The sequence below is a fragment of the Ideonella sp. FW305-24 genome (genome assembly GCF_058788035.1).
This window is the reverse complement of the sequence record NZ_JBYTAI010000001.1, coordinates 719,277-746,210: the sequence shown is the minus strand read 5'-3', so window position 1 is coordinate 746,210 and position 26,934 is coordinate 719,277. Positions and strand designations below refer to the sequence as shown.

Annotated in this window: 23 protein-coding genes, 1 tRNA gene and 1 pseudogene; 13 read left to right on the top strand and 12 right to left on the bottom strand. The window is 68.1% G+C overall.

Features of this window, described 5'->3' with window-relative positions; all coding sequences use genetic code 11:
* Positions 1-3 precede the first annotated feature (3 nt).
* The 9 genes from cbbX to AC3WR5_RS03235 all read left to right on the top strand — a co-directional run bounded on the left by cbbX (position 4) and on the right by AC3WR5_RS03235 (position 9,668).
* Complete coding sequence (gene cbbX / locus AC3WR5_RS03275) at positions 4-873, top strand: CbbX protein (protein ID WP_492482604.1); 870 nt, start codon at positions 4-6, stop codon at positions 871-873.
* Positions 870-1,676 carry an HAD-IA family hydrolase gene (locus AC3WR5_RS03270; RefSeq protein WP_492481817.1) on the top strand — a complete coding sequence of 269 codons (807 nt, stop codon included), beginning with the start codon at positions 870-872 and terminating at the stop codon, positions 1,674-1,676. Before cbbX ends, AC3WR5_RS03270 begins: the two co-directional genes overlap by 4 nt.
* Positions 1,673-2,362, top strand: a complete 690-nt coding sequence (gene rpe / locus AC3WR5_RS03265) for a ribulose-phosphate 3-epimerase (protein WP_141291158.1) — start codon at positions 1,673-1,675, stop codon at positions 2,360-2,362. The genes AC3WR5_RS03270 and rpe overlap by 4 nt, the downstream gene beginning before the upstream one ends.
* Positions 2,359-3,048, top strand: a complete 690-nt coding sequence (locus AC3WR5_RS03260) for an HAD-IA family hydrolase (protein WP_492481814.1) — start codon at positions 2,359-2,361, stop codon at positions 3,046-3,048. The genes rpe and AC3WR5_RS03260 overlap by 4 nt, the downstream gene beginning before the upstream one ends.
* A gap of 14 nt (positions 3,049-3,062) precedes the next feature.
* Positions 3,063-4,148 (top strand): class 1 fructose-bisphosphatase, encoded by a 1,086-nt coding sequence (locus tag AC3WR5_RS03255; RefSeq protein ID WP_141290539.1) that lies wholly within the window; start codon positions 3,063-3,065, stop codon positions 4,146-4,148.
* 8 nt (positions 4,149-4,156) lie between these two features.
* Positions 4,157-5,035 carry a phosphoribulokinase gene (locus AC3WR5_RS03250; RefSeq protein WP_141290541.1) on the top strand — a complete coding sequence of 293 codons (879 nt, stop codon included), beginning with the start codon at positions 4,157-4,159 and terminating at the stop codon, positions 5,033-5,035.
* A gap of 24 nt (positions 5,036-5,059) precedes the next feature.
* Positions 5,060-7,129 carry a transketolase gene (gene tkt, locus AC3WR5_RS03245; protein ID WP_492481812.1) on the top strand — a complete coding sequence of 690 codons (2,070 nt, stop codon included), beginning with the start codon at positions 5,060-5,062 and terminating at the stop codon, positions 7,127-7,129.
* A 32-nt stretch (positions 7,130-7,161) separates the two neighbouring features.
* The gene (gene fba / locus AC3WR5_RS03240) at positions 7,162-8,199 is read left to right on the top strand and encodes a class II fructose-bisphosphate aldolase (protein ID WP_492481810.1); all 1,038 of its coding nucleotides are present in this window, start codon (positions 7,162-7,164) and stop codon (positions 8,197-8,199) included.
* An 80-nt stretch (positions 8,200-8,279) separates the two neighbouring features.
* The gene (locus AC3WR5_RS03235; protein ID WP_492481808.1) at positions 8,280-9,668 is read left to right on the top strand and encodes a pyridoxal phosphate-dependent decarboxylase family protein; all 1,389 of its coding nucleotides are present in this window, start codon (positions 8,280-8,282) and stop codon (positions 9,666-9,668) included.
* Positions 9,669-9,705: 37 nt separating this feature from the next.
* On the opposite strand, the gene AC3WR5_RS03230 is transcribed toward AC3WR5_RS03235, so the two are convergent.
* A tRNA-Thr gene (locus AC3WR5_RS03230) sits at positions 9,706-9,781 on the bottom strand.
* Between the two features lie 205 nt (positions 9,782-9,986).
* Here AC3WR5_RS03230 and AC3WR5_RS03225 point away from each other — a divergent pair.
* Entirely contained in the window at positions 9,987-10,676 is a 690-nt protein-coding gene (locus AC3WR5_RS03225) for a D-sedoheptulose-7-phosphate isomerase (protein ID WP_492481806.1), read from the top strand.
* Here the strand turns inward: AC3WR5_RS03225 and AC3WR5_RS03220 are convergent, their stop codons facing one another.
* The 4 genes from AC3WR5_RS03220 to prfB form a co-directional block, all read right to left on the bottom strand.
* Positions 10,677-11,441 (bottom strand): hypothetical protein, encoded by a 765-nt coding sequence (locus tag AC3WR5_RS03220; RefSeq protein ID WP_141291216.1) that lies wholly within the window; start codon positions 11,439-11,441, stop codon positions 10,677-10,679.
* Positions 11,442-11,466: 25 nt separating this feature from the next.
* Positions 11,467-12,495: a class 1 fructose-bisphosphatase gene (locus tag AC3WR5_RS03215; RefSeq protein ID WP_492481803.1), complete on the bottom strand. Its 1,029-nt coding sequence runs from the start codon at positions 12,493-12,495 to the stop codon at positions 11,467-11,469.
* Between the two features lie 124 nt (positions 12,496-12,619).
* Positions 12,620-15,295, bottom strand: coding sequence for an aminopeptidase N (pepN, locus tag AC3WR5_RS03210; RefSeq protein ID WP_492482602.1), 2,676 nt, complete (start codon positions 15,293-15,295; stop codon positions 12,620-12,622).
* Between the two features lie 156 nt (positions 15,296-15,451).
* Positions 15,452-16,556 (bottom strand): peptide chain release factor 2 gene (gene prfB, locus AC3WR5_RS03205; protein ID WP_141290052.1). Its coding sequence is split into 2 segments (ribosomal slippage): positions 15,452-16,474 and positions 16,476-16,556, totalling 1,104 coding nucleotides; the frame shifts between segments, so codons are not numbered across the junction.
* 186 nt (positions 16,557-16,742) lie between these two features.
* Here prfB and AC3WR5_RS03200 point away from each other — a divergent pair.
* From AC3WR5_RS03200 to AC3WR5_RS03190, 3 genes and pseudogenes are all read left to right on the top strand, one after another.
* A complete protein-coding gene (locus tag AC3WR5_RS03200) occupies positions 16,743-17,045 on the top strand; it encodes a DUF4212 domain-containing protein (RefSeq protein ID WP_492481801.1) in 303 nt (100 codons plus the stop codon).
* Positions 17,042-19,126, top strand: a complete 2,085-nt coding sequence (locus tag AC3WR5_RS03195) for a VC_2705 family sodium/solute symporter (RefSeq protein WP_492481799.1) — start codon at positions 17,042-17,044, stop codon at positions 19,124-19,126. The genes AC3WR5_RS03200 and AC3WR5_RS03195 overlap by 4 nt, the downstream gene beginning before the upstream one ends.
* A 391-nt stretch (positions 19,127-19,517) precedes the next feature.
* A pseudogene (locus AC3WR5_RS03190) lies at positions 19,518-20,003 on the top strand (acyltransferase); the annotation flags it as partial.
* A gap of 138 nt (positions 20,004-20,141) precedes the next feature.
* Here the strand turns inward: AC3WR5_RS03190 and AC3WR5_RS03185 are convergent.
* The 7 genes from AC3WR5_RS03185 to AC3WR5_RS03155 all read right to left on the bottom strand — a co-directional run bounded on the left by AC3WR5_RS03185 (position 20,142) and on the right by AC3WR5_RS03155 (position 26,895).
* Positions 20,142-20,711 (bottom strand): cytochrome b, encoded by a 570-nt coding sequence (locus AC3WR5_RS03185; RefSeq protein ID WP_492481797.1) that lies wholly within the window; start codon positions 20,709-20,711, stop codon positions 20,142-20,144.
* 108 nt (positions 20,712-20,819) lie between these two features.
* Positions 20,820-21,530, bottom strand: a complete 711-nt coding sequence (locus AC3WR5_RS03180; RefSeq protein WP_141290015.1) for a GntR family transcriptional regulator — start codon at positions 21,528-21,530, stop codon at positions 20,820-20,822.
* Positions 21,531-21,543: 13 nt separating this feature from the next.
* Positions 21,544-21,945: an AtzH-like domain-containing protein gene (locus AC3WR5_RS03175; RefSeq protein ID WP_141290012.1), complete on the bottom strand. Its 402-nt coding sequence runs from the start codon at positions 21,943-21,945 to the stop codon at positions 21,544-21,546.
* Entirely contained in the window at positions 21,942-23,768 is a 1,827-nt protein-coding gene (gene atzF, locus AC3WR5_RS03170; protein ID WP_492481795.1) for an allophanate hydrolase, read from the bottom strand. Before atzF ends, AC3WR5_RS03175 begins: the two co-directional genes overlap by 4 nt.
* A gap of 15 nt (positions 23,769-23,783) precedes the next feature.
* Complete coding sequence (locus AC3WR5_RS03165; protein WP_492481793.1) at positions 23,784-24,509, bottom strand: cysteine hydrolase family protein; 726 nt, start codon at positions 24,507-24,509, stop codon at positions 23,784-23,786.
* Entirely contained in the window at positions 24,506-26,053 is a 1,548-nt protein-coding gene (locus AC3WR5_RS03160) for an ABC transporter ATP-binding protein (RefSeq protein ID WP_492481791.1), read from the bottom strand. Before AC3WR5_RS03160 ends, AC3WR5_RS03165 begins: the two co-directional genes overlap by 4 nt.
* Positions 26,050-26,895, bottom strand: a complete 846-nt coding sequence (locus AC3WR5_RS03155) for an ABC transporter ATP-binding protein (RefSeq protein ID WP_492481789.1) — start codon at positions 26,893-26,895, stop codon at positions 26,050-26,052. The genes AC3WR5_RS03160 and AC3WR5_RS03155 overlap by 4 nt, the downstream gene beginning before the upstream one ends.
* Positions 26,896-26,934: the final 39 nt, after the last annotated feature.

Genomic DNA, 26,934 nt, shown 5'->3' with positions numbered 1-26,934 from the left:
GCGATGCTCGAAAGCTCGGGCGCGCGTGCCGTGCTCGACCAGCTGGACGCGGAACTCGTCGGCCTGGCGCCGGTGAAGGGCCGCATCCGCGACATCGCCGCGCTGCTGCTGATCGACAAGCTCCGCGCCGAACAGGGCCTGCAGGCCACCAAGCCGTCGCTGCACATGTGCTTCACCGGCAACCCCGGCACTGGCAAGACAACGGTCGCGATGCGCATGGCCGAGGTGTTGAAGCAGCTCGGCTATGTGCGCAAAGGCCACCTGGTGGCGGTGACGCGCGATGACCTGGTCGGCCAGTTCATTGGCCACACGGCGCCCAAGACCAAGGAAGTGCTGAAGAAGGCCATGGGCGGCGTGCTTTTCATCGACGAGGCCTACTACCTCTACCGCCCCGAGAACGAGCGCGACTATGGGCAGGAGGCGATCGAGATCCTGCTGCAGGTGATGGAGAACCAGCGTGACGACCTGGTCGTGATCCTGGCCGGCTACAAGAACCGCATGGACACCTTCTTCGGCAGCAACCCGGGAATGGCCTCGCGCATTGCGCACCACATCGACTTCCCCGACTACAGCCAGGCCGAGCTGATGCAGATCACGCAGCTGATGCTGACCCAGCTCAACTACCACTTCGACGCCTCGGCCGAGCCGGCGTTTGCGCGCTACGTGGCCTTGCGCAAGCAGCAGCCGCATTTCGCGAATGCACGCTCGATCCGCAATGCGCTGGACCGCATCCGGCTGCGCCACGCGACCCGTCTGTTCGGCTCGACCGAGGCCTTGTCGCGCGAGCAGCTCGCCACCTTGCAGGCCGAGGACATCCTCGCGAGCCGTGTTTTCGATGCCAGTGCGGTGACGTCGCCGGAGGAGCGGGCATGACCATCGAAGCGCTGATCTTTGACGTCGACGGGACGCTGGCCGACACCGAGGAGGCGCACCGCCTTGCCTTTAACCTCGCCTTCGAACGCCACCGGCTGGGCTGGAGCTGGACGCGCGCCGAGTACCGCCGCCTGCTGTCGGTGACGGGCGGGAAGGAGCGCATCACCTCGTACATCCAGTCCCTGCCGGTGAGCACCGCCTTGCGCCAGCACCTGATGGCGCGAGTGCCCGAGATCCACGCCGACAAGACCGAGTTCTACAGCGCCGCCGTGCGCCAGGGCGGCGTGCCCTTGCGGGACGGCGTGGCCAGGCTGCTCGAAGAGGCGCTGGCGGCGGGCTGCAGGCTCGCGATCGCCACCACCACCACCGCGGTCAACGTCGACGCACTGCTGCAGTCCGCGTTTGGTACGCGCGGGCTGGAAATGTTTGCCGTGATCGCCTGCGGCGACCAGGTGCCTGCGAAGAAACCCGCGCCCGACATCTACCGTCTCGTGCTTGCGACGCTCGGCATGGGTGCCGACCGCGCCGTCGCCTTCGAGGACTCGCCGAACGGCCTGCGCGCTGCCGTCGGTGCCGGCCTGTGGACGGTGGTGACGCCGACCTTCTGGACAGCAGGCGGGGACTTCTCCGCTGCCGGCCTGGTGCTGCCGCATCTGGGCGATCCGCAGCACCCGCTGCCGGCCGAACCGGGAACGGCGCTGGGAATGCACGCCTGGCTGAGCCTGGGCGAATTGCAGCAGCTGGCGTGCCCGCCGCGAATGCCGAATGCCGTCGATTTGCTTTACGAAGGAAGGTTTGCATGAACCAGACGATCCGCATCGCGCCCAGCCTGTTGTCGGCCGACTTCGCGCGTCTCGGCGCCGAGGTCACGGCTGTCATCGAAGCCGGCGCCGACCTGATCCATTTCGACGTGATGGACAACCACTACGTGCCGAATCTGACGATGGGTCCGATGGTGTGTCAGGCGATCAAGCCGTATTGCCGGCGCGGCGACCAGCCCGTGCCGATCGACGTGCACCTGATGGTCAAGCCGGTCGACGCGCTGATCCCGTTGTTTGCGCAGGCGGGGGCATCCATCATCTCGTTCCACCCCGAGGCCAGCGAGCATGTGGACCGCACGCTGCAGCTGATCCGGTCACTCGGGGTGAAGGCCGGGCTGGTGCTGAACCCGGCGACGCCGCTGCACTGGCTGGGCCATACGCTGGAGCAGCTCGACCTGGTGCTGCTGATGTCCGTCAACCCCGGCTTTGGCGGCCAGACCTTCATTGACCACGTGCTGCCGAAGATCGAAGCGGTGCGCCGCCGCATCGAGGCGACCGGGCGCGACATCTGGCTCGAGGTCGATGGCGGCGTGAACGCCGCCAACGTGCGGCGGGTCACCGAAGCTGGTGCCGACACCTTGGTGGCCGGCTCGGCCGTGTTCGGTGCCGGTGACTACCACCGCGCGATCGCAGCGCTGCGCGACGGCGCCGGGGCGGCACGGCGATGAAGCGCTTCGACGCGATCGCCTTCGATCTCGACGGCACCTTGGTCGACAGCGCCGGCGGCATCGCCCACGCGCTCAACGCGGCACTGGCCGACCAGGGCTTGCCCAGCTTCCCGCTGGACACCGTTCGTGCGTGGATCGGCGACGGACCGGACGCCTTGATCGCGCGTGCGCTGGCCAACGATGCGCTCGCGCCCCACGACAGCTACGAGCTCGCGGCCCGGTTGCGGCGCGGCTTCGATGCCGCCACCTTGCGTGCGCCGATGGCGGGCAGCGTGGTCTTCGACGGGATTCTCGCGGTGATCGGTGAATTGGCCGCGCAGCGTCCGCTGGTCGTCATCACCAACAAGCCGACGCCACTGGCCCGCGCCGTGCTCCACGAGGCTGGCCTGCTTGCGACCTTCGCCGCGGTGCATGGCGCCGACACGCCTTCGCAGCGCAAGCCGTCGCCGCTGCTGCTGCAGCAGGCCGCGCGCGGGCTTGGCGTGGCGCCGCAGCGCTTGCTGATGGTGGGCGACGCGGCGGTCGACATCGCAGCTGCGCTGGCCGCCGGCAGCGCCGCAGCATGGGCCGGCTGGGGCTACGGCCACGCACCGACGCAGCTGCCCGCCGATCTGTGGCGGCTCGCAACACCGCAAGACTTGCTGCACCGGCTGGCGATGCCCATCGGTGCCGACACATCACATTGAAAAAGGAGACCGCGATGCCCACCGGAGGAAGACCCACACTCACCCAGTTCCTGATCGACGAACGCCGTCGACACCCGGGCGCCACCGGCGACCTGAATGCGCTGATCACCGACGTCTCGCTGGCCTGCAAGGCGATTGCCCGCAAGGTGGCCTTCGGTGCACTGGCCGGTGCGCTTGGCAACGAAGTCGACACCACGGCCAGCATCAATGTCCAGGGCGAAGAACAGAAGGCCATGGACGTGCTCAGCAACGCGCTCTTCATCCGCGCGACCGAATGGGGCGGCCAACTCGCCGGCATGGTGTCCGAAGAGATGGAGGAGCCGTACCTGCTGCCGCCCCAGCACCCGCGCGGCAAGTACCTGCTGCTGTTCGACCCGCTGGACGGCTCTTCCAACATCGACGTCAACGTGTCGGTGGGCAGCATTTTCTCGATCCTGCGTGCCGCCACGCCGGGGCAGGACCCGCAACCGCAGGACTTCCTGCAGCCCGGCACCGAGCAGGTCGGCGCGGGCTATGCGATCTACGGCCCGACGACGATGCTGGTGCTCACGCTGGGCCGTGGCACGCACGCCTTCACCCTCGACCCGATGCTGGGCGAATGGGTGCTCAGCCACCCGGACCTGCAGATCCCCGAGAGCACGCGCGAGTTCGCCATCAACGCATCGAACAGCCGCTTCTGGGAGCCCGCCGTGAAGCGCTACGTCGACGAATGCATGGCCGGCCAGACGGGGCCGCGCGATGCCGACTTCAACATGCGCTGGATCGCCTCGCTGGTGGCCGAGACGCACCGCATCCTGATGCGCGGCGGGGTGTTCCTGTACCCGCGCGACCGCAAGGACCCGGCGCGCGCCGGCCGGCTCCGGCTGCTCTACGAGGCAAGCCCCATCTCCTTCCTGATCGAGCAGGCGGGTGGCGCCGCGAGTACCGGGCGCGAGCGGCTGATGGCGGTGCAGCCGGAGGCCTTGCACCAGCGAATCGGCTTCATCTTCGGTTCGAAGCAGGAGGTCGAGCGCATCGAGGGCTACCACCGCGACGAGCCGCCCGAGGCCTTCGACGCGCCGCTGTTCGGCAGGCGCGGGCTTTTCGCTGCCGCCGTTTAGGAACCACCATGTCTGCCAAGCACCCCATCATTGCGATCACCGGTTCGTCCGGTGCCGGCACCACCTCGGTGACGCGAACTTTCGAGAACATCTTCCGCCGCGAAGGCGTGGCCGCGGCCGTCGTCGAGGGCGACAGCTTCCATCGCTACGACCGCGCTGCGATGAAGGTCGCGATGGCCGAGGCCGAGAAGCAGAACCGGCCGCACTTCAGCCATTTCGGTGAGGACGCGAACCTGTTCAAGGAACTCGAGGCCTTGTTTGCGGCTTATGCCGAAAGCGGCACTGGCACCAGTCGCAAGTACCTGCACAACGAAGAAGAAGCCGCGCCCTTCAAACAGCCGCCCGGCACCTTCACCCCGTGGGCGCCGCTGCCGCCCAGCGAATTGCTGTTCTACGAGGGACTGCACGGCGGCGTGACCACCGACAAGGTGGACGTAGCGCGCCTGGCCGACCTGCTGATCGGCGTCGTGCCGGTGATCAACCTCGAATGGATCCAGAAGATCCATCGCGACAAGAGCACGCGCGGCTACTCGACCGAGGCGGTGACCGACGTGATCCTGCGCCGCATGCACGAGTACGTGCACTACATCTGCCCGCAGTTCACGCGCACCCACATCAACTTCCAGCGCGTGCCGGTGGTGGACACCTCCGACCCGTTCATCGCGCGCACCATCCCGACCGCCGATGAGAGCCTGGTCGTGATCCGCTTCTCGGACCCCAAGGGCATCGACATGCCCTACCTGCTGAGCATGCTGCACGACTCGTTCATGTCGCGTGCCAACACGCTGGTCGTGCCGGGCGGAAAGATGGAGCTGGCGATGCAGCTGATCTTCACGCCAATGATCATGCGCCTCGTCGAGCGGCGCAAGAAGCTGCTCTCCCACTGACCGGACGCTGCCATGAACATGACCATGAATCCGACTTCCGACGCATCCGGTGCCAACGCACTTCGCGCGACCTGTGCCAACGCACTTCGCGTGTTGGCCATGGACGCCGTGCAGGCCGCGAATTCCGGCCATCCCGGCATGCCCATGGGCATGGCCGACATCGCCGAAGCGCTGTGGCGCCACCACCTGAAGCACGACCCTGCCGACCCGCAATGGATGGACCGTGACCGCTTCGTCGTCTCCAACGGCCACGGCTCGATGCTGCTGTACGCGCTGCTGCACCTCAGCGGCCATGCCTTGCCGATGGCCGAACTCAAGCGCTTTCGCCAATTGCACTCGCTCACCCCAGGCCACCCCGAGGTCGGCGTCACGCCCGGCGTCGAGACCACGACCGGGCCGCTCGGCCAGGGCATTGCCAACGCGGTTGGCATGGCGCTCGCCGAGAAGCTGCTGGCCGACGAGTTCAACCGCCCGGGGCACGCGGTGGTCGACCACCGCACCTATGTGTTCCTGGGAGACGGCTGCCTGATGGAAGGCCTCAGCCACGAAGCCTGCTCGCTGGCCGGCACCTGGGGCTTGCGCAAGCTGGTCGCGTTCTACGATGACAACGGCATCTCGATCGACGGCGACGTGAAGGGCTGGTTCGGCGACGACACGCCGGGGCGCTTCGAAGCCTACGGCTGGACCGTGATCCGTGCCGTCGATGGCCACGACTTCGACGCGCTGGACCGCGCCATCGCCGCGGCCCATGCATCCGAGAAGCCGGTGCTGATCTGCTGCCGCACGCGCATCGGCCAGGGCTCGCCGAATCGCGCCGGCACCGCCAAGGCGCACGGCGAGGCCTTGGGTGCGGCCGAAATCGCGCTGACGCGCGAGGCCCTGGGCTGGACGGCCGCGCCGTTCGAAATCCCGGCACCGGTCGCGCAGGCATGGTCGGCGCTGGCGCGCGGTGCGGCTGCGCATGGCGAATGGCGTGAGCGCTTCGCGGCCTACGAGCGCGCTTACCCCGACCTTGCCCGCGAGCTGCTGCGCCGCACACGGCCGGCTGCCGGGCTTTCCGAGGAAACCGAAGCGGCCCTGGCCACCGCGTGCGCCGACGCTGAACGCCTGCGCGCCAACGTTGCCACGCGCAAGGCCTCGCAAGACGTGCTGCAGGAGGTCGGGCCCGCCACACCGGAGCTGCTCGGAGGATCGGCCGATCTCACCGGCTCCAACCTCACCGACTGGAAGGGGCACCGGCCGCTGAAGGGCCAGGGCACCGGCAATCACGTGCACTACGGCGTGCGCGAGTTCGGCATGGCCGCGATCATGAACGGCGTCATGCTGCACGGCGGGTTCCGGCCATTCGGTGGCACCTTCCTGACCTTCTCGGACTACGCGCGCAACGGCGTGCGCATGTCGGCGCTGATGAAGCTGCCGGTCGTCTACGTGTTCACGCACGACTCGATCGGCCTGGGCGAAGACGGGCCGACGCACCAGCCGGTGGAGCATGCGTCGAGCTTGCGGCTGATTCCGAACGTCGATGTGTGGCGACCGGCAGATGCGACCGAGACGGCGGTGGCATGGCGCGAAACGCTGCGCCGAACCGACGGCCCGGGCTGCCTGCTGCTCACGCGCCAGGCATTGCCGCATGCGGGCGACGGCACGCGGCGGCTGGACGCGATCGCGCGGGGCGCATACGTGCTGCGGCGGCCGGCCGGCGAGCGCGTCGCGCTGCTGGCCAGCGGCTCGGAGGTGGGCGTGGCGCTGGCGGCGGCCGAACTGCTTGCGGCCGACGGCATCGCGGCGCGCGTCGTGTCGGTGCCCTGCATGGACGTGTTCGAACGCCAGGACGCGACCTACCGGCGCCACATCGTCCCGCGGCACCTGGTGCGCATCGCCATCGAAGCCGGCAGCACCGGCCTGTGGTGGAAGTTCGTCGGCGAGGACGGCGACGTGATCGGGATCGACCGCTTTGGCGAGTCGGCACCGGCAAGTGAGCTGTTCAGGTTGTTCGGCATCACCGCCGATCGGGTCGCGCAGCGCGCCCGCAGCCTGCTGGCCGGTGAGACCAGCCGCACGACCGACGCCGCACCCGCGCTGGCCGACCGCTGAACCCGCATCCAACCCATTCAAAGGAGCTTCACATGGCCATGATTTCGCTGCGGCAACTGCTCGACCATGCCGCCGAGCACCAGTACGGCGTGCCGGCGTTCAACGTCAACAACCTGGAGCAGATCCAGGCCATCATGCAGGCCGCCCAGAAGACCGACAGCCCGGTGATCCTGCAGGCCTCGGCTGGCGCACGCAAATACGCCGGCGAGCCCTTTCTGCGCAAGATGGTCGAGGCCGCAGCCGAGATGTACCCCGACATCCCCATCGTGCTGCACCAGGATCACGGCGCGAGCGCGGCGGTCTGCATGCAGGCGATGCGCTCCGGCTTCACCAGCGTGATGATGGACGGCTCGCTGCAGGAAGACGCGAAGACGCCGGCAAGCTACGACTACAACGTCGGCGTGACGCGGCGCGTCGTCGAGATGGCGCATGCCGTGGGTGTCTCCGTCGAGGGTGAGCTCGGCTGCCTCGGCTCGCTGGAGTCGGGCAGGGCGGGTGAAGAGGATGGCTCGGGCGCCGAAGGCCAGCTCACCCACGAGCAAATGCTGACCGACCCCGAGCAGGCGGCCGACTTCGTCGCGCAGACCGGCGTCGATGCACTGGCGATTGCGATCGGCACCTCGCACGGCGCCTACAAGTTCAGCCGCAAGCCGACCGGCGACATCCTGGCGATTGATCGCATCAAGCAGATCCATGCGCGCATCCCGAACACCCATCTGGTGATGCACGGCTCCTCGTCGGTCCCGCAGGAATGGTTGGCCGTCATCCGCGAGCATGGTGGCCAGATCAAGGAGACCTACGGCGTCCCGGTCGAAGAAATCCAGGAGGGCATCCGCCACGGCGTGCGCAAGGTCAACATCGACACCGACATCCGCCTGGCGATGACCGGCGCGATGCGGCGGGCCATGGGCCGAGACACCGCCGAGTTCGACCCGCGCAAGTTCCTGAAGGACGCAATGACCGCCGCACGCGAGCTCTGCGTCGACCGGTTCGAGGCTTTCGGCTGCGCCGGCAGGGCGTCCGGGATCAAGCCGCTCGGGCTGGAGCTCAGCGCGCGGCGCTACGCCTGATTCGCTGCTGGACGAACGCGCGCGCCGGCCCCCAGAATGGGCCCCAAGGCCGCCATGCGCGGCGCACTCCGCTGGGGCCAATGGATGATCAGATCGACGGGCGCGACGCCGTGAACCCGCTGTTGCACGACGCCGCGCTGCGCGCCTCGCACTATCTTGCAGGCTTGGACGAACGCCCGGTGGCTCCCGGGGCTGACGCGGTCGCGCGGCTCGCCGAGCTCGACCAGCCGCTGAACGAACACGCGCAGGCTGCCGATGCCGTGCTGCGGCGGCTGGACGAGTTCGGTTCGCCGGCCACGATGGCGAGCGCCGGCGGTCGCTTCTTCGGCTTTGTCGTCGGCGGCGCACTCCCGGTCACCGTCGCCGCCAACTGGCTGGCCACCGCCTGGGACCAGAACTCGGCCAATCCGACCGGCGCCCCCGCGACGGCGGCGTTCGAACTCGTTGCACTGCGCTGGCTGCGCGAACTGCTCGGCCTGCCCCTCGATGCGGCGGGCGCCTTCGTCAGCGGCACGACCATGGGCAACCTGTGCGCGCTGGCGGCCGCGCGCCACGCCGTGCTCGAGCGCGCCGGCTGGGACGTCGAGGCCAACGGCCTGTTCGGCGCGCCGCCGATCACGGTCGTCGTCGGCGCCGAGGCCCACCCGACGCTGTTCAAGGCCTTGGGTGTGCTCGGGCTGGGCCGCAGCCGGGTCGTCACGGTGCCGGTGGATGGCCAAGGGCGCATGCGGGCCGAGCGCCTGCCGCGGCTGACCGGGCCGAGCATCGTTTGTGTGCAGGCGGGCAACGTCAACACCGGTGCCTTCGATCCGTTCGCCGCGCTGTGCGAGCAGGCCCACCGCGACGGTGCGTGGGTCCACGTGGATGGCGCCTTCGGCCTTTGGGCACAAGCCGCGCCGACGCTGCGCCAGCTTTGCATGGGCGTGGATCAGGCAGACTCCTGGGCCACCGATGCGCACAAGTGGCTGAACGTGCCCTACGACAGCGGGCTCGTGTTCGTGCGCGACGCGAACGCACTGCGCGCTGCGATGTCGGTGACCGCGGCCTACCTGCCCACGACGGACGATGCCTGGACGCCGTCCGACTTCACGCCAGAACTGTCGCGGCGCGCGCGCGGCGTGGACGTGTGGGCCGCTTTGTCCGCACTCGGCCGCAGCGGCGTGGCGGCGTTGGTCGAGCGTTGCTGCGCCCACGCGCGTGCCTTCGCTCAGGGCCTGCGCGGCGCCGGTTTCGCGGTGCTCAACGAGGTCGTGTTGAATCAGGTGCTGGTGAGCTTCGGCGATGCACAGGTCACGCGTGACGTGATCGAGGCATTGCAGGCTGACGGCACCTGCTGGTGTGGCCTCACGCAGTGGCAGGGCCACGCGGCGATGCGCATCAGTGTGTGCTCCTGGGCGACCACCGGCGCGGACGTGCAGCGCAGTCTGGCCGCCATCGTGCGGATCGCAAACCAGCGGCTTCGGCAATGAAAAAAGCCGACGCTTGGCGTCGGCTTTTTCCTTGAGATGGTGCCGGAGAAAGGAGTCGAACCCTCGACCTTCTCATTACGAATGAGCTGCTCTACCAACTGAGCTACACCGGCGAAAACCAGAATTCTAGCAGGCATTTTTGAGCGCTTGAATCGTTTGGGCCCGGAAAATTTGGGGCTGCGGCGCGGTGAGGAAATGAGCCCCGCCGCGCCTGCCGCTCAGGTGCAAGCAAATGAAAGACAGGGCCAAGCGGTGCTTTTTCACGGTTTGGCGCGCTCAGGCTTTGTCACCATGCGGGCGAAAACAAGGATTGCAGTCATGCGCGGGCGTCGCATCGGCGCCTGCGTGCTGCAGCCCTTGGGGGATCGCAACATGACCTTGCTGACTGAACCGCTGGCGTTTTCCACCGGGTCTGCCGAAGCGGCAGGCAGCGGCGCCGTGGCCATGGCGCAGGCCCTGGCCGCGCACCGCGCGGTGTTCGATCAACTCGAAGCGCAGGCTGCGCCGCTGGCGGAGATGGCCGAGCGGCTGACGGCCTGCCTGTCGGCCGGCGGCAAGCTGCTGCTGTGCGGGCAGGGTGCCTCGGTGCCGCTGGCGCGCTACCTGGCGGGCCGGCTGGCAGGGCGCTCGGCGCGAGGGCGGCGACCGTTGGCGGTGCTGGCTTTGTCGGCCGACGGCGTGCCCTGGGGCGACGGCGACGGCCTGGACCTGTATGCCAGGCAGGTGCGTGGGCTCGGCCGGCCGGGGGATGCCTTGCTGGCGCTGAGCACTTCGGTGGAGCCGGCGGCTGCTGGCGCACCCACGCTGCTGCTCAATGCGGTGCAGGCAGCGCGCGAGGAGGGCTTGTCCATTCTTGGCTTGCTGGGGCCGGACAACCTGGCCTTGCAGCAGGCTTGCCACCTGAGCCTGTTGACACCGGCAGCGGCGCAGGTTCACCAGCAGGAAGCCCAGATGTTCCTGGGCCATTTGCTGTGCGGGCTGATCGAAGTGGGCCTGGGCCTGGGCTGATCAGTTGGTCTCGGTTCGAGCGGGATGGTCGGCGTGCTTGGCGGCGGCTTTCAGCTTGCCGGTGGCATGGCGGGCCCGTTCGACCATCGCGAAATTCGCCTCTTTCACATGGCCGTGGAACAGCAGGTTGCGGTACTTGATGATCTGCTGCAGTTCGCTGTAGAGCTCTTCGCTGATCACCTCGTGCTGGATCAAGGTTTCCGCCACCTGGCGCAGGCTGCCGGCTGCGCTGCCTCTGCGGCCTTCGGTGGGCGCTTCTTCCATGCCCTGGCGCATGGCCAGGTCACGCAGGGAGCGCTCCAGCTTTCGGTAGACGCGGAAGAACTCGGTCGAGGGCGTGCGGTTGGCGGCGTCCTCGCCTTCCTTGAGCTGCGCCTGCTGCTCCAGTTCGCGCTCTGCCGCCTTCTGGTATTTGCGCGGGTCGATGATGGTGACCACGAAGGCCAGGCCGGCCACGATGGCCAGCGTGTCCATGAACGCGGCACCACCCATCAGCGCGTCCGGCGGCGGGATGTTGGCCCGGTTCACCCAGACCACCAGCAGGCTCAGCACGACCGCGATGGCCGTCAACCAGGCCAGCCAGGTCAGGCGGCTGTGGTAGGACATGCGCAGCGCGTCATGGATGTCCTGCAGCGAGTCGTCGCGGTCCCGTGCCGACTCGATCTGCGACAGCACCAGCGCGTAGCCGGTCAGCAGCAGGGCGACGAAGGTCGACACGCACTGCGCTGCCGCCGTGAACGTCCAATAGATGAAGTCGGTGTTCATCGCGGCATGCGGGGCTGCGGTGGGTTCAGCCCTTGGCCTTCTCGGCGTCGTGCTGCAGGTGGTAGTCGGTCACGCGCTGCACTTCGTTCTTCGAGCCCAGCACGACGCTGACGCGTTCGTGCAGCTTGCCCGGCTTCAGGTCCAGGATGCGCTGGCGGCCGTTGGTCGACATGCCGCCGGCCTGCTCGATCAGGAAGCTCATCGGGTTGGCTTCGTAGAGCATGCGCAGCTTGCCGGGCTTGTCCGGCTCGCGCTGGTCCCAGGGGTACATGAAGATGCCGCCGCGGCACAGGATGCGGTGTACGTCGGCCACCATGGAGGCGATCCAGCGCATGTTGAAGTCCTTGCCGCGCGGGCCCGTCTTGCCGGCCAGGCATTCGTCGATGTAGCGCTTCACCGGCGTGTCCCAGTGCCGCATGTTGGACATGTTGATCGCGAATTCCTTGGTGTCTTCCGGGATCTGCACGTTCTCCTCGGTCAGCACCCAGGAACCTTGCTCGCGGTCCAGCGTGAACATGGCCACGCCGTCTCCGACCGTCAGCACCAGCGTGGTCTGCGGGCCATAGACGCAGTAGCCGGCTGCCGCTTGCTGGCTGCCAGCCTGCAGGAAGTCTTCCTCGCTGACGCCGCGCTGGGTGTCGGTCTTGCGCAGCACCGAGAAGATGGTGCCGATGGAGACATTGACGTCGATGTTGCTGGAGCCGTCCAGCGGGTCGAACATCAGTAGGTACTCGCCCTGCGGGTAGCGGTTGGGCACCACGTGGATGGAGTCCATCTCTTCGGACGCCATGCCGGCCAGGTGGCCGCCCCATTCGTTGGCCTCGATCAACACCTCGTTGGAGATGATGTCGAGCTTCTTCTGCACCTCGCCCTGCACGTTCTCGGAACCGGCCGTGCCCAGCACTTCGCCGAGCGCGCCCTTGTTGACCGAGATCGCGATGCGCTTGCACGCGCGGGCCACCACCTCGATCAAGAGCCGCAGTTGCGCCGGGATGTGCCCGTGCTCCCGCTGCTGCTCGACCAGGTATTGGGTCAGGCTGACACGTTGACTCATTGGATTCCTCCTGATGTAAAAACCGTGACCGCCGAGAAGCTCAGGCCAGCGCCGGGCCGTCCCAAGCGGCCTGAGCACCCTCTCGGAGGGTGGCTGCGGTACGCCGCAGCCGGGTGTTCCATTCCTAATCCTGCAGGGCGCGGTCGATGATCTCGCGCGTGTCGCCGCTCAACTCGGGCTTGGCGGCCACGCGGGCGATCGCTTCGCGCGCGGCGCTGCGGTACGGCTCGGCCAGGTTGCGCCAGCGGTCCAGGCCGCGGGCGAAGCGCGAGGCCAGCTGCGGGTTGATGGCGTCCAGCTCGATCACGCGGTCAGCCCAGAACACGTAGCCTGCCGCGTCGGTGCGGTGGAAGGCGGCCGGGTTCATGGCGGTCAACGAGAACAGCAGCGCGCGTGCGCGGTTCGGGTTGCCCAGCGTGAAGTCCGGGTGCTGCATCAGCTGCTTGATGCGGGCGAAGACCTTGCCGCCGCGCTCGGCTGCGCGGCCCTGCAGTGCAAACCACTTGTCCAGCACCAGGGCCTCGTCCTTGAACAGGGCGTGCATGCGCTCCAGCGCAGGCGTGGCCAGTTCGGCATGGGCGTTGACCAGCGCCTCGATGGCGCCCAGGCGGTCGGTCATGTTGCTGGCGTCCTTGAAGCGCTGGTAGGCGCGGCCGGGCCAGACGTTGTCGCCACTGGCCACGGCATGGCGCACCAGCATGGCCAGCGCCAGGTTGGTCAGCGCGCGTTGGCCGCTCTGCTCGGCGTTCGGCAGGTAGCCGCCGCGCACCTGGTAGTGCTCGAAGGCCCAGGCCCAGTCGGCCTGCAGCGCGCTGGCCAACTGGTCCAGCATGGCTTCCCGAGCGGCGTGCAGGCGCTGCGGGTCGATGTTCTCGACCAGGTCGGCCACGTAGATTTCGGACGGCAGCGTGAGCGCCAGTTCCTTGAACGCCGGGTCCAGAGAAGGGTCGCGCAGCAGCGTGCGCAAGGCTTCGACGAAGGCCGCGTCCAGCACGGGCGTGTCGTCGTGGGCCAGCGCGGCGCGCAGCGCGTTGACACCCAGGCGCTGGGCGGCTTCCCAGCGGTTGAAGGCATCGGTGTCGTGCGCCATCAGCACCAGCAGGTCGGCGTCGGACAGGCCGTCCTTCAGCAGCACCGGGGCCGAGAAGCCGCGCAGCAGCGAGGGCACGACGTCAGCGGTCGGCAGGCCGACGAAGGTGAAGCTCTGCTCGGCCTCGGTCATCACCAGCACGCGCTCGGTGCCGGCGGGTGCATCTTCGCCTTCCAGTTGCAGCTGCAGCGGCTGGCCGTTGCGGTCCAGCAGGCCGATGGCGATGGGCAGCAGGTTGGGCTGCTTGTAGGGCTGGCCGGCGGAAGGCGTGTTGGACTGCGACAGGCGCAGCGTGTAGCGGCCGCTTTCCGCGTCGCTCTCGCAGTGCGCGACCAGGCGCGGCGTGCCAGCCTGGGCATACCAGCGCTTGAACACGTCCAGGTGCTGGGCCAGCGCGCTGTGCGGGTTGGCATCGGCCATGGCCTGGGCGAATTCGTCGCAGGTCACGGCCTGGCCGTCATGGCGTTCGAAGTACAGGCCCATGCCGGCGGCAAAGCCTTCGCGGCCGACGAGGGTGTGCATCATGCGCACCAGCTCGGCGCCTTTTTCGTAGACGGTGGCGGTGTAGAAGTTGTCGATCGCCTGGTAGACGTCCGGGCGCACCGGGTGGGCCATCGGGCCGCCGTCTTCAGGGAACTGGCGCTCGCGCAGCGTGCGCACGTCGCCGATGCGGCGCACCGCGCGGGCGGACGCGCTGCCGGCCATGTCCATCGAGAATTCCTGGTCGCGGAAGACGGTGAGGCCTTCTTTCAACGACAGCTGGAACCAGTCGCGGCAGGTGATGCGGTTGCCGGTCCAGTTGTGGAAGTATTCGTGGGCGACCACGCTTTCGATGCCGTCGAAGTCGACGTCGGTCGCAGTGGCGGTGCTGGCCAGCACGAACTTGGTGTTGAACAGGTTCAGGCCCTTGTTCTCCATCGCGCCCATGTTGAAGTCGTCGACCGCGACGATCATGAAGCGCTCCAGGTCCAGCGGCAGCTTGAAGCGGGCCTCGTCCCAGACGATGGAGGCGATCAGCGAGTTCATCGCGTGTTCGGTCTTGTCCAGGTCACCGCGCTTGACGAAGATCTGCAGCAGGTGGTCCTTGCCCGAGCGGGTGCGCACCCATTGCTCGCGCGCCACCAGGTTGGCCGCAACGATCGCGAACAGGTAGCTGGGCTTGGGGAACGGGTCGTGCCACTTGGCATAGTGGCGGCCTGCGTCCAGTTCGCCTTGCTCGACCAGGTTGCCGTTGGACAGCAGCACCGGGTACTTCTTCTTGTCGCCGCGCAGCGTGACGGTGTAGACGGCCATCACGTCCGGCCGGTCCTGGAAGAAGGTGATGCGGCGGAAGCCCTCGGCCTCGCACTGGGTGTAGAGCCCGCCGCCGGAGGCGTACAGCCCGCTCAGCTGGGTGTTCTTCTCGGGCGAAACCGTGTTGCGGATCTCCAGCGTGAAGGCATCGGCCGCCGGGGCGTCGATGATCAGCAGCGCGCCCTCCTGGCGGAACGAGACGCTTTGGCCGTCGACCAGCACGCGCAGCAGGTTCAGGTCTTCGCCGTGCAGCTTCAGCGGCTGCACGTCCTGCGTGGTGTTGCGCTCGATGGTCAGCTTGCTCGAGACGATGGTCTTGGTGGCATCCAGGTCGAAGCACAGGTCCGCGCGGCGGATCCAGTAGGCCGGGGCCAGGTAGTCTTCGCGGCGGATCAGGGGGGCAGTGCCTTCACGCATCATGATGTTGGGCGTCCTCGTGGGTTCAGTTGTTTTCGGCGTGGGCGCCGGGTGCGGTTGGCCGGGTGGGCTGTCCGCCCCGGCCCAGGCGCCGGCCCGCGGGCCGGCGTCAGGTCAGGTCAGTCGGGTTCGGTCGGTTCAGGGGCGCGGCAAGGCTCAAAGGCCTTGCTTGAGGCTGGCGGCAATGAAGCCGTCCAGGTCGCCGTCCAGCACCTTCTGGGTGGCCGAGACTTCGACGTTGGTGCGCAGGTCCTTGATGCGGCTCTGGTCCAGCACATAGCTGCGGATCTGGTGGCCCCAGCCGACATCGGTCTTGGTGTCTTCCAGCTTCTGCTGCTCTTCCATGCGCTTGCGCATTTCGAAGTCGTACAGCCGCGAGCGCAGGCGCTTCCAGGCCACGTCGCGGTTGCTGTGCTGGCTGCGGCCGTCCTGGCACTGCACGACGATGCCGGTCGGGATGTGCGTCAGCCGCACCGCGGAGTCGGTCTTGTTGATGTGCTGGCCGCCAGCGCCCGAAGCGCGGAAGGTGTCGGTGCGCACATCGGACGGGTTGATGTCGATCTCGATCGAGTCATCCACTTCCGGGTAGACGAACAGCGAGGCGAAGCTGGTGTGGCGGCCGCCGGCCGAGTCGAACGGGCTCTTGCGCACCAGGCGGTGCACGCCGGTTTCGGTGCGCAGGTGGCCAAACGCATACTCGCCTTCGACCTTGATGGTGGCGCTCTTGATGCCGGCGATGTCGCCCGGCGTTTCGTCTTCCATCGTCGTCTTGAAGCCCTTGCGTTCGCAGTACTTCAGGTATTGGCGCAGCAGCATGCCGGCCCAGTCGCAGGCTTCGGTGCCGCCAGCGCCGGCCTGGATGTCGATGAAGCAGTTGCTCGGGTCGGCGGGGTTCGAGAACATGCGGCGGAACTCGAGGCCTTCGACCACTTCGCGCAGCTTGTCGGCGTCGGCCTCGATGGCCAGCAGCCCGTCCAGGTCCTCGTCGGCCTTGGACATGTCGTACAGCTCGGTGTTGTCCGAGAGATTGCTGGTCAGGTGGTCGATGGTGCCGACCACTTCGTCGAGCTGCTTCTTTTCCTTGCCCAACTCCTGCGCCCGCTTGGGGTCGTTCCAGATGTTGGGGTTCTCCAGCGTGGCGTTGACTTCGTTCAACCGCAGTGCTTTGCGATCGTAGTCAAAGATACCCCCGTAGATCGAGGGTGCGCTGGGTCAGGTCGGCCAGCGAGTTGCCAATGGCATTGATGCGTTCGATGTCCATGACGGATCCTTGTCTTCTATCTTGTCCAAACCCCACATTTTCTCACGGCGGGCGCTTTGCTCGGGGTATATCCCGGCCTGGAGGGCGGCCGCAGTCGGGCATTCGGTGGCGGGATTGACCTGACAATCCTTTCGGGGCCGCCGAATGGCGCCCCTCATGCCAGGTCGTATCGCCGTTTTCTTGCCCATGACACCACCCCGCGAGTCCGAGCGCCGCGCCCCCGCCGCGGCAGCGCCGCTGCCTGAGCGAGCGCGCCGGCATTGGCGCAGCACCCGGCGCCTGACGCTGGCGCTGCTGGTGGTGTGGGCGCTCGTCAGCTTCGTGTTGCCCTGGCATGCACGCAGCCTGAATTTCGGCTTCTTCGGCTGGCCGTTCAGCTTCTGGATGGCCGCGCAGGGCGCGATGCTGGTCTACCTGCTGCTGGTGGTGGTGTTCGCGCTGCTGACGCCGAGCATCGACGAAGCGCATGGTTTCGATGAGCCGCGATGAACCCATCTGAGCCGCACGTCGGCCGGCGGGCGCGCCACCGGCTGCACGCGATCTATTTCGGCTTTGCGCTCTGCTTCGTGCTGTTTGTGCTGGGCATGGGCGTGCTGGAGCGGCTGGGCATGCCGCGCCAGTACATCGGTTTCGTGTTCCTGGCCGCGCCGGTGGTGGTCTATGCCGTCATCGGCGTGGTCTGCCGCACGACAGACCCGGCCGAGTACTACGTGGCCGGCCGCCGCGTGCCGGCGGTCTACAACGGCATGGCCACCGCGGCGGACTGGATGAGCGCCGCCTCCTTCATCGGCCTGGCCGGCACCTTGTACCTGACCGGCTTCGAGGGCCTGGCCTACGTGCTGGGCTGGACCGGCGGCTTCTGCCTGGTGGCGCTGCTGATGGCACCTTACCTGCGCAAGTTCGGCCAGTACACCATTCCGGATTTCCTCGGTGCGCGCTACCAGGGCCACCTGCCGAGGCTGATCGGCGTGGGCGCGGCGGTGCTGTGTTCCTTTGTCTACGTGGTGGCGCAGATCTACGGCGTCGGTCTCATCACCACCCGGTTGACGCACATTGCCTCGTTCGAGATCGGCGTGTTCCTCGGCCTGGGCGGCATCCTGGTCTGCTCTTTCCTGGGCGGCATGCGGGCGGTGACCTGGACCCAGGTCGCGCAATACATCGTGCTGCTGCTGGCCTACCTGGTGCCGGTCGTCTGGCTCAGCGTCAAGCAGACCGGCGTGCCGTTTCCGCAGGCGGTCTACGGCCAGCAGTTGCAGAAGGTGGCCGAAGCCGAGGCACGGCTGAAGTCGGACCCGGCCGAGCTGTCCGCCATCCAGGCTTTCCACGCCCGGGCCAACGAGCTGGGCGACAAGCAGCTGCACGCCACCGAAGCCCTGGCCAGCGAGCGGGCCGAAGCGCGCCAGCGCATTGCCGCACTGCAGAAGGCCGACGCGCCGCAATACCAGGTCCAGGCGGCCGAGCGCGAGATGGCCGCCTTGCCCAAGGACGAGGCCAGCGCCATCGTGGGCTGGCGTGCCGGGCGCGAGGCGCTGGAGGCCCGTGCCCGCCCGCTGGCCGGCATGCCGGACCATGCCGCCCAGTTCGCTGGCGACCCGGACGGCACGCCCGAGCAGCAACACGCCTTCGAAGCCTCGCGCCGCAACTTCCTCGCGCTGGTCTTCTGCCTGATGCTGGGCACCGCCGGCCTGCCGCACATCCTCACCCGCTCTTACACCACGCCTTCGGTGCGGGAGGCGCGCCAGTCGGTCGCCTGGTCGCTGTTCTTCATCCTGCTGCTGTACCTGACCGCGCCGGCGCTGGCGGTGATGGTCAAGTTCGAAATCTTCACCCACCTGGTCGGCACCTCGTTCGATGCCTTGCCGGCCTGGATCGCCAACTGGAACCGGGTCGACCCCGGCCTGCTGTCGGTGGTGGACATCAACCACGACCGCGTGCTGCAGCTGGCCGAACTGAAGATCGGCGGCGACATCATCATGCTGGCCACGCCCGAAATCGCCGGGCTGCCATACGTCATCTCCGGCATGGTGGCGGCCGGCGGCCTGGCCGCAGCGCTGTCCACGGCAGACGGCCTGTTGCTCACGATCTCGAACGCGCTCTCGCACGACCTGTACCACAAGGTGCTGGACCCGCAGGCCGGCACCGCGCGCCGGGTCATGTTGTCCAAGCTGCTGCTGCTGGTGGTGGCGCTGGCAGCGGCCAGCGTCGCCGCGCAAAAGCCGGCCAACATCCTGTTCCTGGTCTCGGCCGCGTTTTCGCTCGCCGCGTCGGCCTTCTTTCCCGCGCTGGTGCTTGGCTTCTTCTGGCGCCGCGCCAACCGCTGGGGTGCCTCGGCCGGCATGCTGGCCGGCCTGCTGCTGTGCTTCGGCTACATGGCCGCCACCCACCCTTGGCTGCGCGGCCTGTTCGGCATCACCGCGCCAGCGGGGCTGTGGTGGGACATCCAGCCCATCTCCGCCGGCGTCTTCGGCGTGCCCTTCGGCTTCCTGGTCACCATCGTCGTCAGCCTGCTGACACCGCCTCCGCCGCCAGAGGTGCAGCAGTGGGTGGAGGATCTGCGGCATCCGGGTTGAGGCCGGCGGTCAGGTCTGCCTCGCTGTATCAAGCTGAAACTGATGCGTTTTCGGCAGTGGTGTCGTCCTTGCATCGTGTTCGCTGCCTTCCGCAGGCGATAGCGAGGCAACGCAGGGTTTTCCGCCACGCCCCCGCGGAAGCCAGGCTGTCGCAGCCGCCGCGACTTTGACACCGCCTGATACACACTGCCGGCCGCCGCGCGGCAAGGCGCAGCGCCTGTGCCGTCAAGCTAGACGTTGGCGCCGAGGCGTGGTTCCAGCGTTGGCACGAGTCTGTGCAGCAAGGCCTTGCCAGCGAGACAGATGCGCCAGCGCAGGCGGCAAGGCCTGGGCCGGTGGGGCGGGATCGTTCGGCGGCGCATGGGCTGGAAAGTAGGCAGGAAAGCCGCAGATGAAAAAATACATTCGGGGGGCGATGTGCGTCGCTTATTCGCTGCTCAGGTTTTGCATCCTCAAGCTCTTCCATGTGAAGGGTTTCCAATTCACCCGTTGGAGCGTGGTTTCGCCGTTTGCCGAAATCGACCTCGGCAGGCAAGCCAGCCTTGCGCTGGGTTGGGGCGTGAAGATTCGAGGCGGTTCGAGAATCCGGGTGCGCGGTCATGCCAAGGTGTCGATTGGCGAGCACTCGTACATGAATCACGGCTGCATGATCGTCAGCCACGAAAGCATCCGCATCGGCAAGGGCGTGCAATTCGGGCCGAACGTGATGGTGTACGACCATGACCATGACCGCTCAGCCCGTCCTGCAGGAGGCCTGGGAAAATCGACATTCAAGACGTCCCCCATCGTCATTGGCGACAACGTCTGGGTCGGCGCCAACACGGTGATCCTGCGCGGCACGGTGATTGGCGACAACTGCGTGATTGGCGCCGGCAGCGTCATCAAGGGCAAGTACGCGCCTGACCAGATCCTGGTGCAGAAGCGCGAAACCGAGATCACGGAGCTGCCCGCGCGGCCGCAAGGGGGAGGAGCGGCTGCATGCGGCGAGTCCGAGCACCCGCTTGCCGCAGGGCATTCAGCGCCGCTTGTGGCGGGGCAACATGGCCAGCAGCACCGTGTCCTTGAGCACGAAGTGATGGAACAAGGCGGCGGCGGCGTGCAGGCCGGCGATCCACATGATCACGTCTCCCAGCAAGCCGTGCACATCGCCCCAGTCGGCCAGTTCGCCAAGGCCTGAATCGGCAATGAACGGCAGGTGGTCGACCCGCACACCGCCCAGCAGCGTCAGCGGGTGGCCTTCGCTGCCCAGTGCCAGCAAGGCCGTCAGCGGCAATGCCAGCAGCAAGGTCCACAGGGCCAGGTGGCCCAGCTTGGCTGACCGCTTCATCCAGCTGGCCATGGGCACCTGCGGCGCGGCCGGCCGCACAGCCACCCAGATCAGGCGCAGCGTGGTCAGCACCAGCACCAGGATGCCCAGCGACTCGTGCCAGACGATGTCGCTGCGCGTGGCGGGGTCCACGCCCTGGTGCATCAGTCGCCCGAATCCGCCTGGGCCGAGGATGAAGGCAATCGTCACCACGATCGCCGTGACCCAGTGAAACACCTGGCTGAGGACGTCGTAGCGGGTGGTGGATGGCTGTTGCATGGCTTTCCAGGGAAAGGTGGCGACCCATCGATTGTCGGCCTTCCCCCTTGTCTCGACACTGCGCTGGCGCAAAGCGCTGGCAAACAGGTGCAAGAGCGGCTGCGCCTTTCAATCCTTCTGCCGCGCCTTGTAGAGCATGTCCAGCGTGATGTGCCGCACTTCGAGCTTGCTCTGCTCGATGTGCGCCCGCAGCAGGCGTTGGGCTTCGTCCGAGCGGCGGCGGGTGATGGCGCGCAGGATGCGCGCGTGTTCGTCGTAGGTGGCTTCTACGCGGGCTGGCTTGGTGAAGTCCAGCCGGCGGATGATGCGGATGCGGTCGGTGATCTCGCCGTGCACGCGCAGCATCGCGCGGTTGGCGCTGCCTTCCACCAGCCCGCGGTGGAAGCCTTCGTCCAGGTCGCGCACCGCTGTCGGGTCTTCGGTGCGCTCGATGTCTGGTTGCAGCCAGACGGCGGCCAGTGCCGCCAGTTGCGGTCTGTCTTCGGCTTCGCAGAGCTTGGCGACTGCGTGGCATTCGAGCAGCACGCGCAGGTCATACAGCTCGTCGAACGCATCGAAGTCCAGCGGCGCGACCTGCCAACCCAGCTTCGGAAAGACCTGCAGGAAACCTTCGCGCTCCAGCCGCTGCAGCGCCTGGCGCAGCGGCGTGCGGCTGACCAGCACGCGGCCGGTCAGGTCGGACTCGCTGAAGCGGTCGCCCGGCATCAGGCTGAAGTCGAAGATCAGCGCTTTGACCTGGCGGTAGGCCTGTTCGGCGAGGCTCAGCGGCGCGGCCTCGACAGACGTTTCTGATTCAACGGGAACTGGCGACGACTTCATGACGATGGTCATGTTACGTGGGCGGCCAGGGGATCATGCTGACATGGGCGCTGACGATGCGCCAACCTTCTGGCATCCGCGCCCAGGTCTGGCTCTGGAAGCCGCGCAGCGAAGAGTCGCTGCGCACGAACTCGACCAGTGCAACGGCCGTGTCCGGCCCGAAGCTGCTGATGCGCAGGTTCTCCAGTTGGCGGGTGAAGCTGGGCGTGGGCACGCTGTGGCGGTAGGCCGCCTGTTCGGCGTGGCCCAGTTGGCGGTCGGCCACGCCGTAGCGGGTCAGGCGCTCGTCCTGCCAGAAGAAGCCGATCAGCGTGGGCAGGTCGTTGGCCATGAAGGCCGCTTCGTAGGCATGGAAGCAGGCGGTGACTTCGGCCAGCACGTCCTGCCGATCAACGGCTTCGTTGGTGAAGCTCATGTGTTGGTGCCGGCCAGGGCTCGGCTGGCCAGGTAGGCGCGCCAGCCGCCGTGTTCGCTGATGTCTGGCGCGTCCGCCAGCGGCGCGGGCTCGCAGATGAAGCCCTTGACCCAGCGGCCGTCTTCCAGCTCGACCGAGCCCAGGCCCAGCGGCGGCGGGATCAGCGCCAGCAGCGATCCGACCTGCTCCAGCGGCATTTCGTAGACCTCCAGCTCGATGGCATGACCCGCCTCGCCGGCGCCCACACGGGCCAGCGCCGGCTTGGGCGGCACGGTGCCTGGCAGCGCGTGCAGCCGGTAGTGTGGCGAACTGTGGGTGCGCGCAAGCAGCCGGCAGCCGCGCTCGCGAAGCTGGTAATGCAGCGGCAAGCCTTGCAGGTGCGCACCGACGACGGCCAGCGCCAATGTCGGCGTGCTGGCCGGCAGTTGACGCAGCATCGTGTCGGAAGGCGAAGCCAGTCGCAGGCGCGCACCCAGCACCATGTCGCCCTCGGCCAGCCGGGCCTGCTCCCAGCGCCGGCCCCAGTCGGCCAGCGCGGCGTCGGCTCCGCCGGGCGCGATCCAGGTCACGCCAAACGGCAGGCCGGCGGCGGTGAAGCCGCCGGGCAGCGCGAGTGCGGCCATGCCCAGCAGATTGACGAAGTTGGTATAGCGGCCCAGTGCGCTGTTGCGCGCCACCGGCTGCTCGGTCACCTCCGCCAGCGTCGGGTGCGTGGGGGCGGTTGGCACCATCAGCGCGTCGACCTTTTGCCACATCGGCGCGATGGCGCGCGCCAGCGCTTCGAGCTTGTAGCGGCCGTCGAAGGCATCGGCCGCGCTGAAGCGGCGAGCCTGGCTGATCACCTCCAGCACCGTGGGGTCCATCACCTCCGGGCTGCGTTCGATCAGCTCGCGCACTGCGGCATAGCGCTCGGCCACCCACGGGCCCTGGTAGAGCAGCGCCGCCACCTCGAACAGTGGCGTGAAGTCCAGCGGCACCAGCTCGGCGCCCAGCGCGCGGGCGCGGCCTTCGGCCTGGCGCCAGGGGGCGTCGTAACCCAGCACCGTGTCCAGCTCGGGCGGCATCGGCACGCCCATGCGCGGCTTTTCCGGCAGCCAGGCCGGGCGCAGCGGCGGGGCGGGCAGGGGGCTGCCATCGTCCGGGCCGTCGATCAGCGCGGCAACCTCGCCGGCGTCGCCCAGCGTCAGCGCAAAGACCGAGACCACGTCCAGGCTCTTGCAGGCCGGCAGCACGCCTTGCATGCCCAGGCGGTGCGGCGTGGGCTTCCAGCCGACCAGGTTGTTGAAGCCGGCCGGCACGCGGCCCGAGCCTGCCGTGTCGGTGCCCAGTGCAAACGGCACGATGCCGCGCGCCACCACGCTGGCCGAGCCGGAGCTGGAACCACCGCTGACGTAGTCCGCATCGAAGGTGTTGGGCACTTCGCCAAACGGCGAGCGTGTGCCGACCAGCCCGGTCGCGAACTGGTCCAGGTTGGTCTTGCCGACCAGCACCGCGCCGGCCGCGCGCAGCCGGGCCACCACGCTGGCGTCCGCCGTGGGCTGGTAGGCGGCGGCCGGGCAGGCGGCGGTGGTCGGCCAGCCGGCGGCGTCGATGTTGTCCTTGGCGGCAAACGGCACGCCCCAGAGCGGCGCCTTGGCCGGGTCCAGCGTGGCCAGCCGGGCCAGCTCCGTCTGCAGGCCGGCTTGGTCCAGCCGGGCAATCCAGGCCGGGTCGGTGGGCGACAGCCGGCCGAGCAGCTCACCCAGCAGGGCTTGGGGTTGAGCGCCTGCAGCGTAGGCGGATCGCCAGTCTTCAAGGGTCAGCAGATTTTGGCGCGGGTTCATGAGGGAAGGAAGGATTCAGGTGTCGGAAAGAGGCTGCCAACTGGCCAGCCCGGCGATCAGCGGTGCGGCCGGCGCGGTCCAGCCGACGATCCCGCCCTGGGCGTGGATCATCTTGATGGCGGCCTGCTTGAAGGCCGGGAAGTAGCTCTCGGTGCCGTCTTCCACCAGCAGGCAGTCGTAGCCGCGGTCGTTGGCTTCGCGCATCGAGGTCTGCACGCAGACTTCGGTGGTCACGCCCATGAAGACCAGGTGCGTGATGCCCTGGCCTTGCAGCATCGCGTGCAGCGGCGTCGCATAGAACGCGCCTTTGCCGGGCTTGTCGACGACGATCTCGTTGGGCCGCGGCGCCAGCTCCGGGATGATCTGGTTGCCCGGTTCGCCGGCCACCAGCACGCGGCCCATCGGACCTTCGTCGCCAATGCGCAGCGAGGGGTTGCCGCGCAGGCGCTTGGCGGGCGGGCAGTCGCTCAGGTCGGCCTTGTGGGCTTCGCGGGTGTGCACCACGAGGCCGCCCGCGGCGCGCCAGGCCTGCAGCACCGCCCTGCAGGTTGGAATGATGGCCTGCAGCAGCGAGACGTCGTTGCCCAGGCTGGCACCAAAGCCGCCGGGTTCGACGAAGTCGCGTTGCATGTCGATGATGACCAGTGCGCTGGCCGCAGGCGAGAAGGCATAGGCGAAAGGCTGGGCGTCGATCTCGATCTCGATCCGGTCGGGGCGGACCAGGGCTTCGGTTTCCGTCATGCCGCCTCCTGTGCCGGTTCGTGGTGCTTGCCGCCCATGAAGGCGCCCAGCGCATGGCGGTCGGCCTGCGCGGCCGGCACGTCGTGCACGATCTGGCCTTCGCTGATCACGACGATGCGGTCGGCCAGCGCCAGCAGCTCGTCCAGGTCCTCGCTGACCAGCAACACCGCGGTGCCGCCGTTGCGCGCCGCGACCAGCCGGCCGTGGATCTCGGCCACGGCAGCGAAGTCCAGCCCGAACACCGGGTTGGAGACCAGCAGCAGCCGCGCCGGCTCGGACAGCTCGCGCGCCAGCACCGCGCGCTGCACGTTGCCGCCCGAGAGGCTGCGGATGGGGGCGCGCTCGCCCTGCGTCTTCACGCCGTATTCGCTGATCCACGAACGCGCCCGTGCCCGCAGCCGCCCCCAGTGCACCCAGCCGCCGGTGGCAAACGGCGGCTCGTCGAAATTGCGCAGCCCCATGTTGTGGGCCACGCTCAGGTCGCCCACGCAGGCATTGCGCAGCGGCTCCTCGGGCAGGGCGCGCACCTTCAGCTGGCGGTTCTCGCGCCGCGTGGCGGCAAACGGCTGGCCACCCACCTTCACGCTGCCGCCGCCGCGCGCGCGCTGGCCCACCAGCGCTTCCATCAGCTCGCGCTGGCCGTTGCCCGAGACGCCGGCCACGCCGACGATTTCTCCCGCACGCACCGCCAGGCTGAGGCTGCGCACCGCCAGCTCGCCACGGTCACCCATGACTTCCAACTGGTCCACTGCCAGCTGAACTTCGCCGGGTTCTCGCACTTCGCGCGCCACGGCTTCACGCGGCGCGCGGCTGCCCGGCTCGCCGCCGCCCACCATGGCCTGCGCCAGTTGCTCGGGCGTGCTGTCCGCCACCTGGCCGGTGTGCACCAGCCGACCGCGGCGCAGCACGCTCACGTCGTCGGCATAGGCGGTCACCTCGCGGAACTTGTGCGTGATCATCAGCACCGAGCAGTCGCCGGCATGGGCGCGCTCGCGCAGGGCGCCCAGCACCTCGTCAGCCTCCTGCGGCGTCAGCACCGAGGTGGGCTCGTCGAGGATCAAGAGGCGGGGCTTCAGGAACAGCTGCTTCAGGATTTCCAGCTTCTGCTTCTCGCCTGCCGAGAGGTCCAGCGGCGTGGCGTCCAGGTCCAGCTTGAACGGCGTGCTGCGCATGAACGCAGTCAGCTCAGCGCGGGCCTGCTTCCACGGGATGACGGCCGGCAGGTGGCCGCGCGCCATCAGCAGGTTCTCGGCCACGGTCATGCCGGGCACCACGGTGAAGTGCTGGTAGACCATGCCGATGCCCAGGTCGCGTGCGACGGTGGGCGAGGTGATGGCCTGCTCGCGCCCGTCCACCAGCACCGCGCCATCGTCGGGCAGGTAGTAGCCGACGATGCACTTCACCAGCGTGCTTTTTCCCGCGCCGTTTTCGCCCAGCAGCGCATGCACCGTGCCGGGCCGCACGCTGAGCGAGCATTGGCCCAGCGCGGTGAAGGCGCCGAAGCGCTTGGTCAGGTTGTAGGTGGCTAGCGGAACCGCGTTCATGCTTGCATCTCCCGGCGAAACACGGCCAGCGTGTGCGCCTTGACGCGCACGAACTCGGGGTCGGACACGGCTTCCGGCGTGCGCGGCCGCGGCATGCTGAACGGCACCAGCTCGGCAATGCGCGTGGGCCGGCGCGTCAGCAGCAGGATCTGGTCGGCCAGGAACACCGCGTCTTCCAGGTCGTGCGAGACGATGACCATGCTCACGCCGGTGGCCAGGTGCGCTTCCTGCAGCTTGGCGCGGATGAACAGCGTCATCTCGAAGTCCAGTGCCGAGAACGGCTCGTCCAGGAACATCACCTCGGGCCGCGGCGCCAGCGCCCGCATGATGCAGACGGTCTGCATCTGCCCACCGGAGAGCTCGTACGGGTAGCGCTTCAGGTCGAAGCGGATCTCGAACAGCTTGACCAGCTCGTCCACGCGCTGCTTCACGTCCGCCGCCTTCATGCCTTGCCGGCGCAGCGGGTAGGCGATGTTGTCCCAAGCGCTGATCCACGGGAACAGCGCGTCGCGGTAGTTCTGGAACACGTAGCCGATGCGCGTGTCCTTCAGGCTCTTGCCGTCGAACAGGACCTCGCCCGCGTCCAGCGGCACCAGCCCGGCGATCATGTTCATCAGCGTGGACTTGCCGCAGCCGTTCGGCCCGAAGATCGAGACGATCTGGCTGCGCGGCAGGTCCAGGTTGAAGTCCTTGTAGAGCACCTGGCCGGCAAAAGACTTGCACAGGCCGCGCACCGTGACGTGGGTGTTCGGCGCTGCGCGCAGTGTCAGCACCGTGCTCTCGGGCGTGGTCAGTTTCACTTCGGTGGGAATGGCCGAGACCGGCAACTGGTCGCCGCTCATGATGTGGCTCCCTTCGGCCTGGCGGCCGGTCCCTCCGAG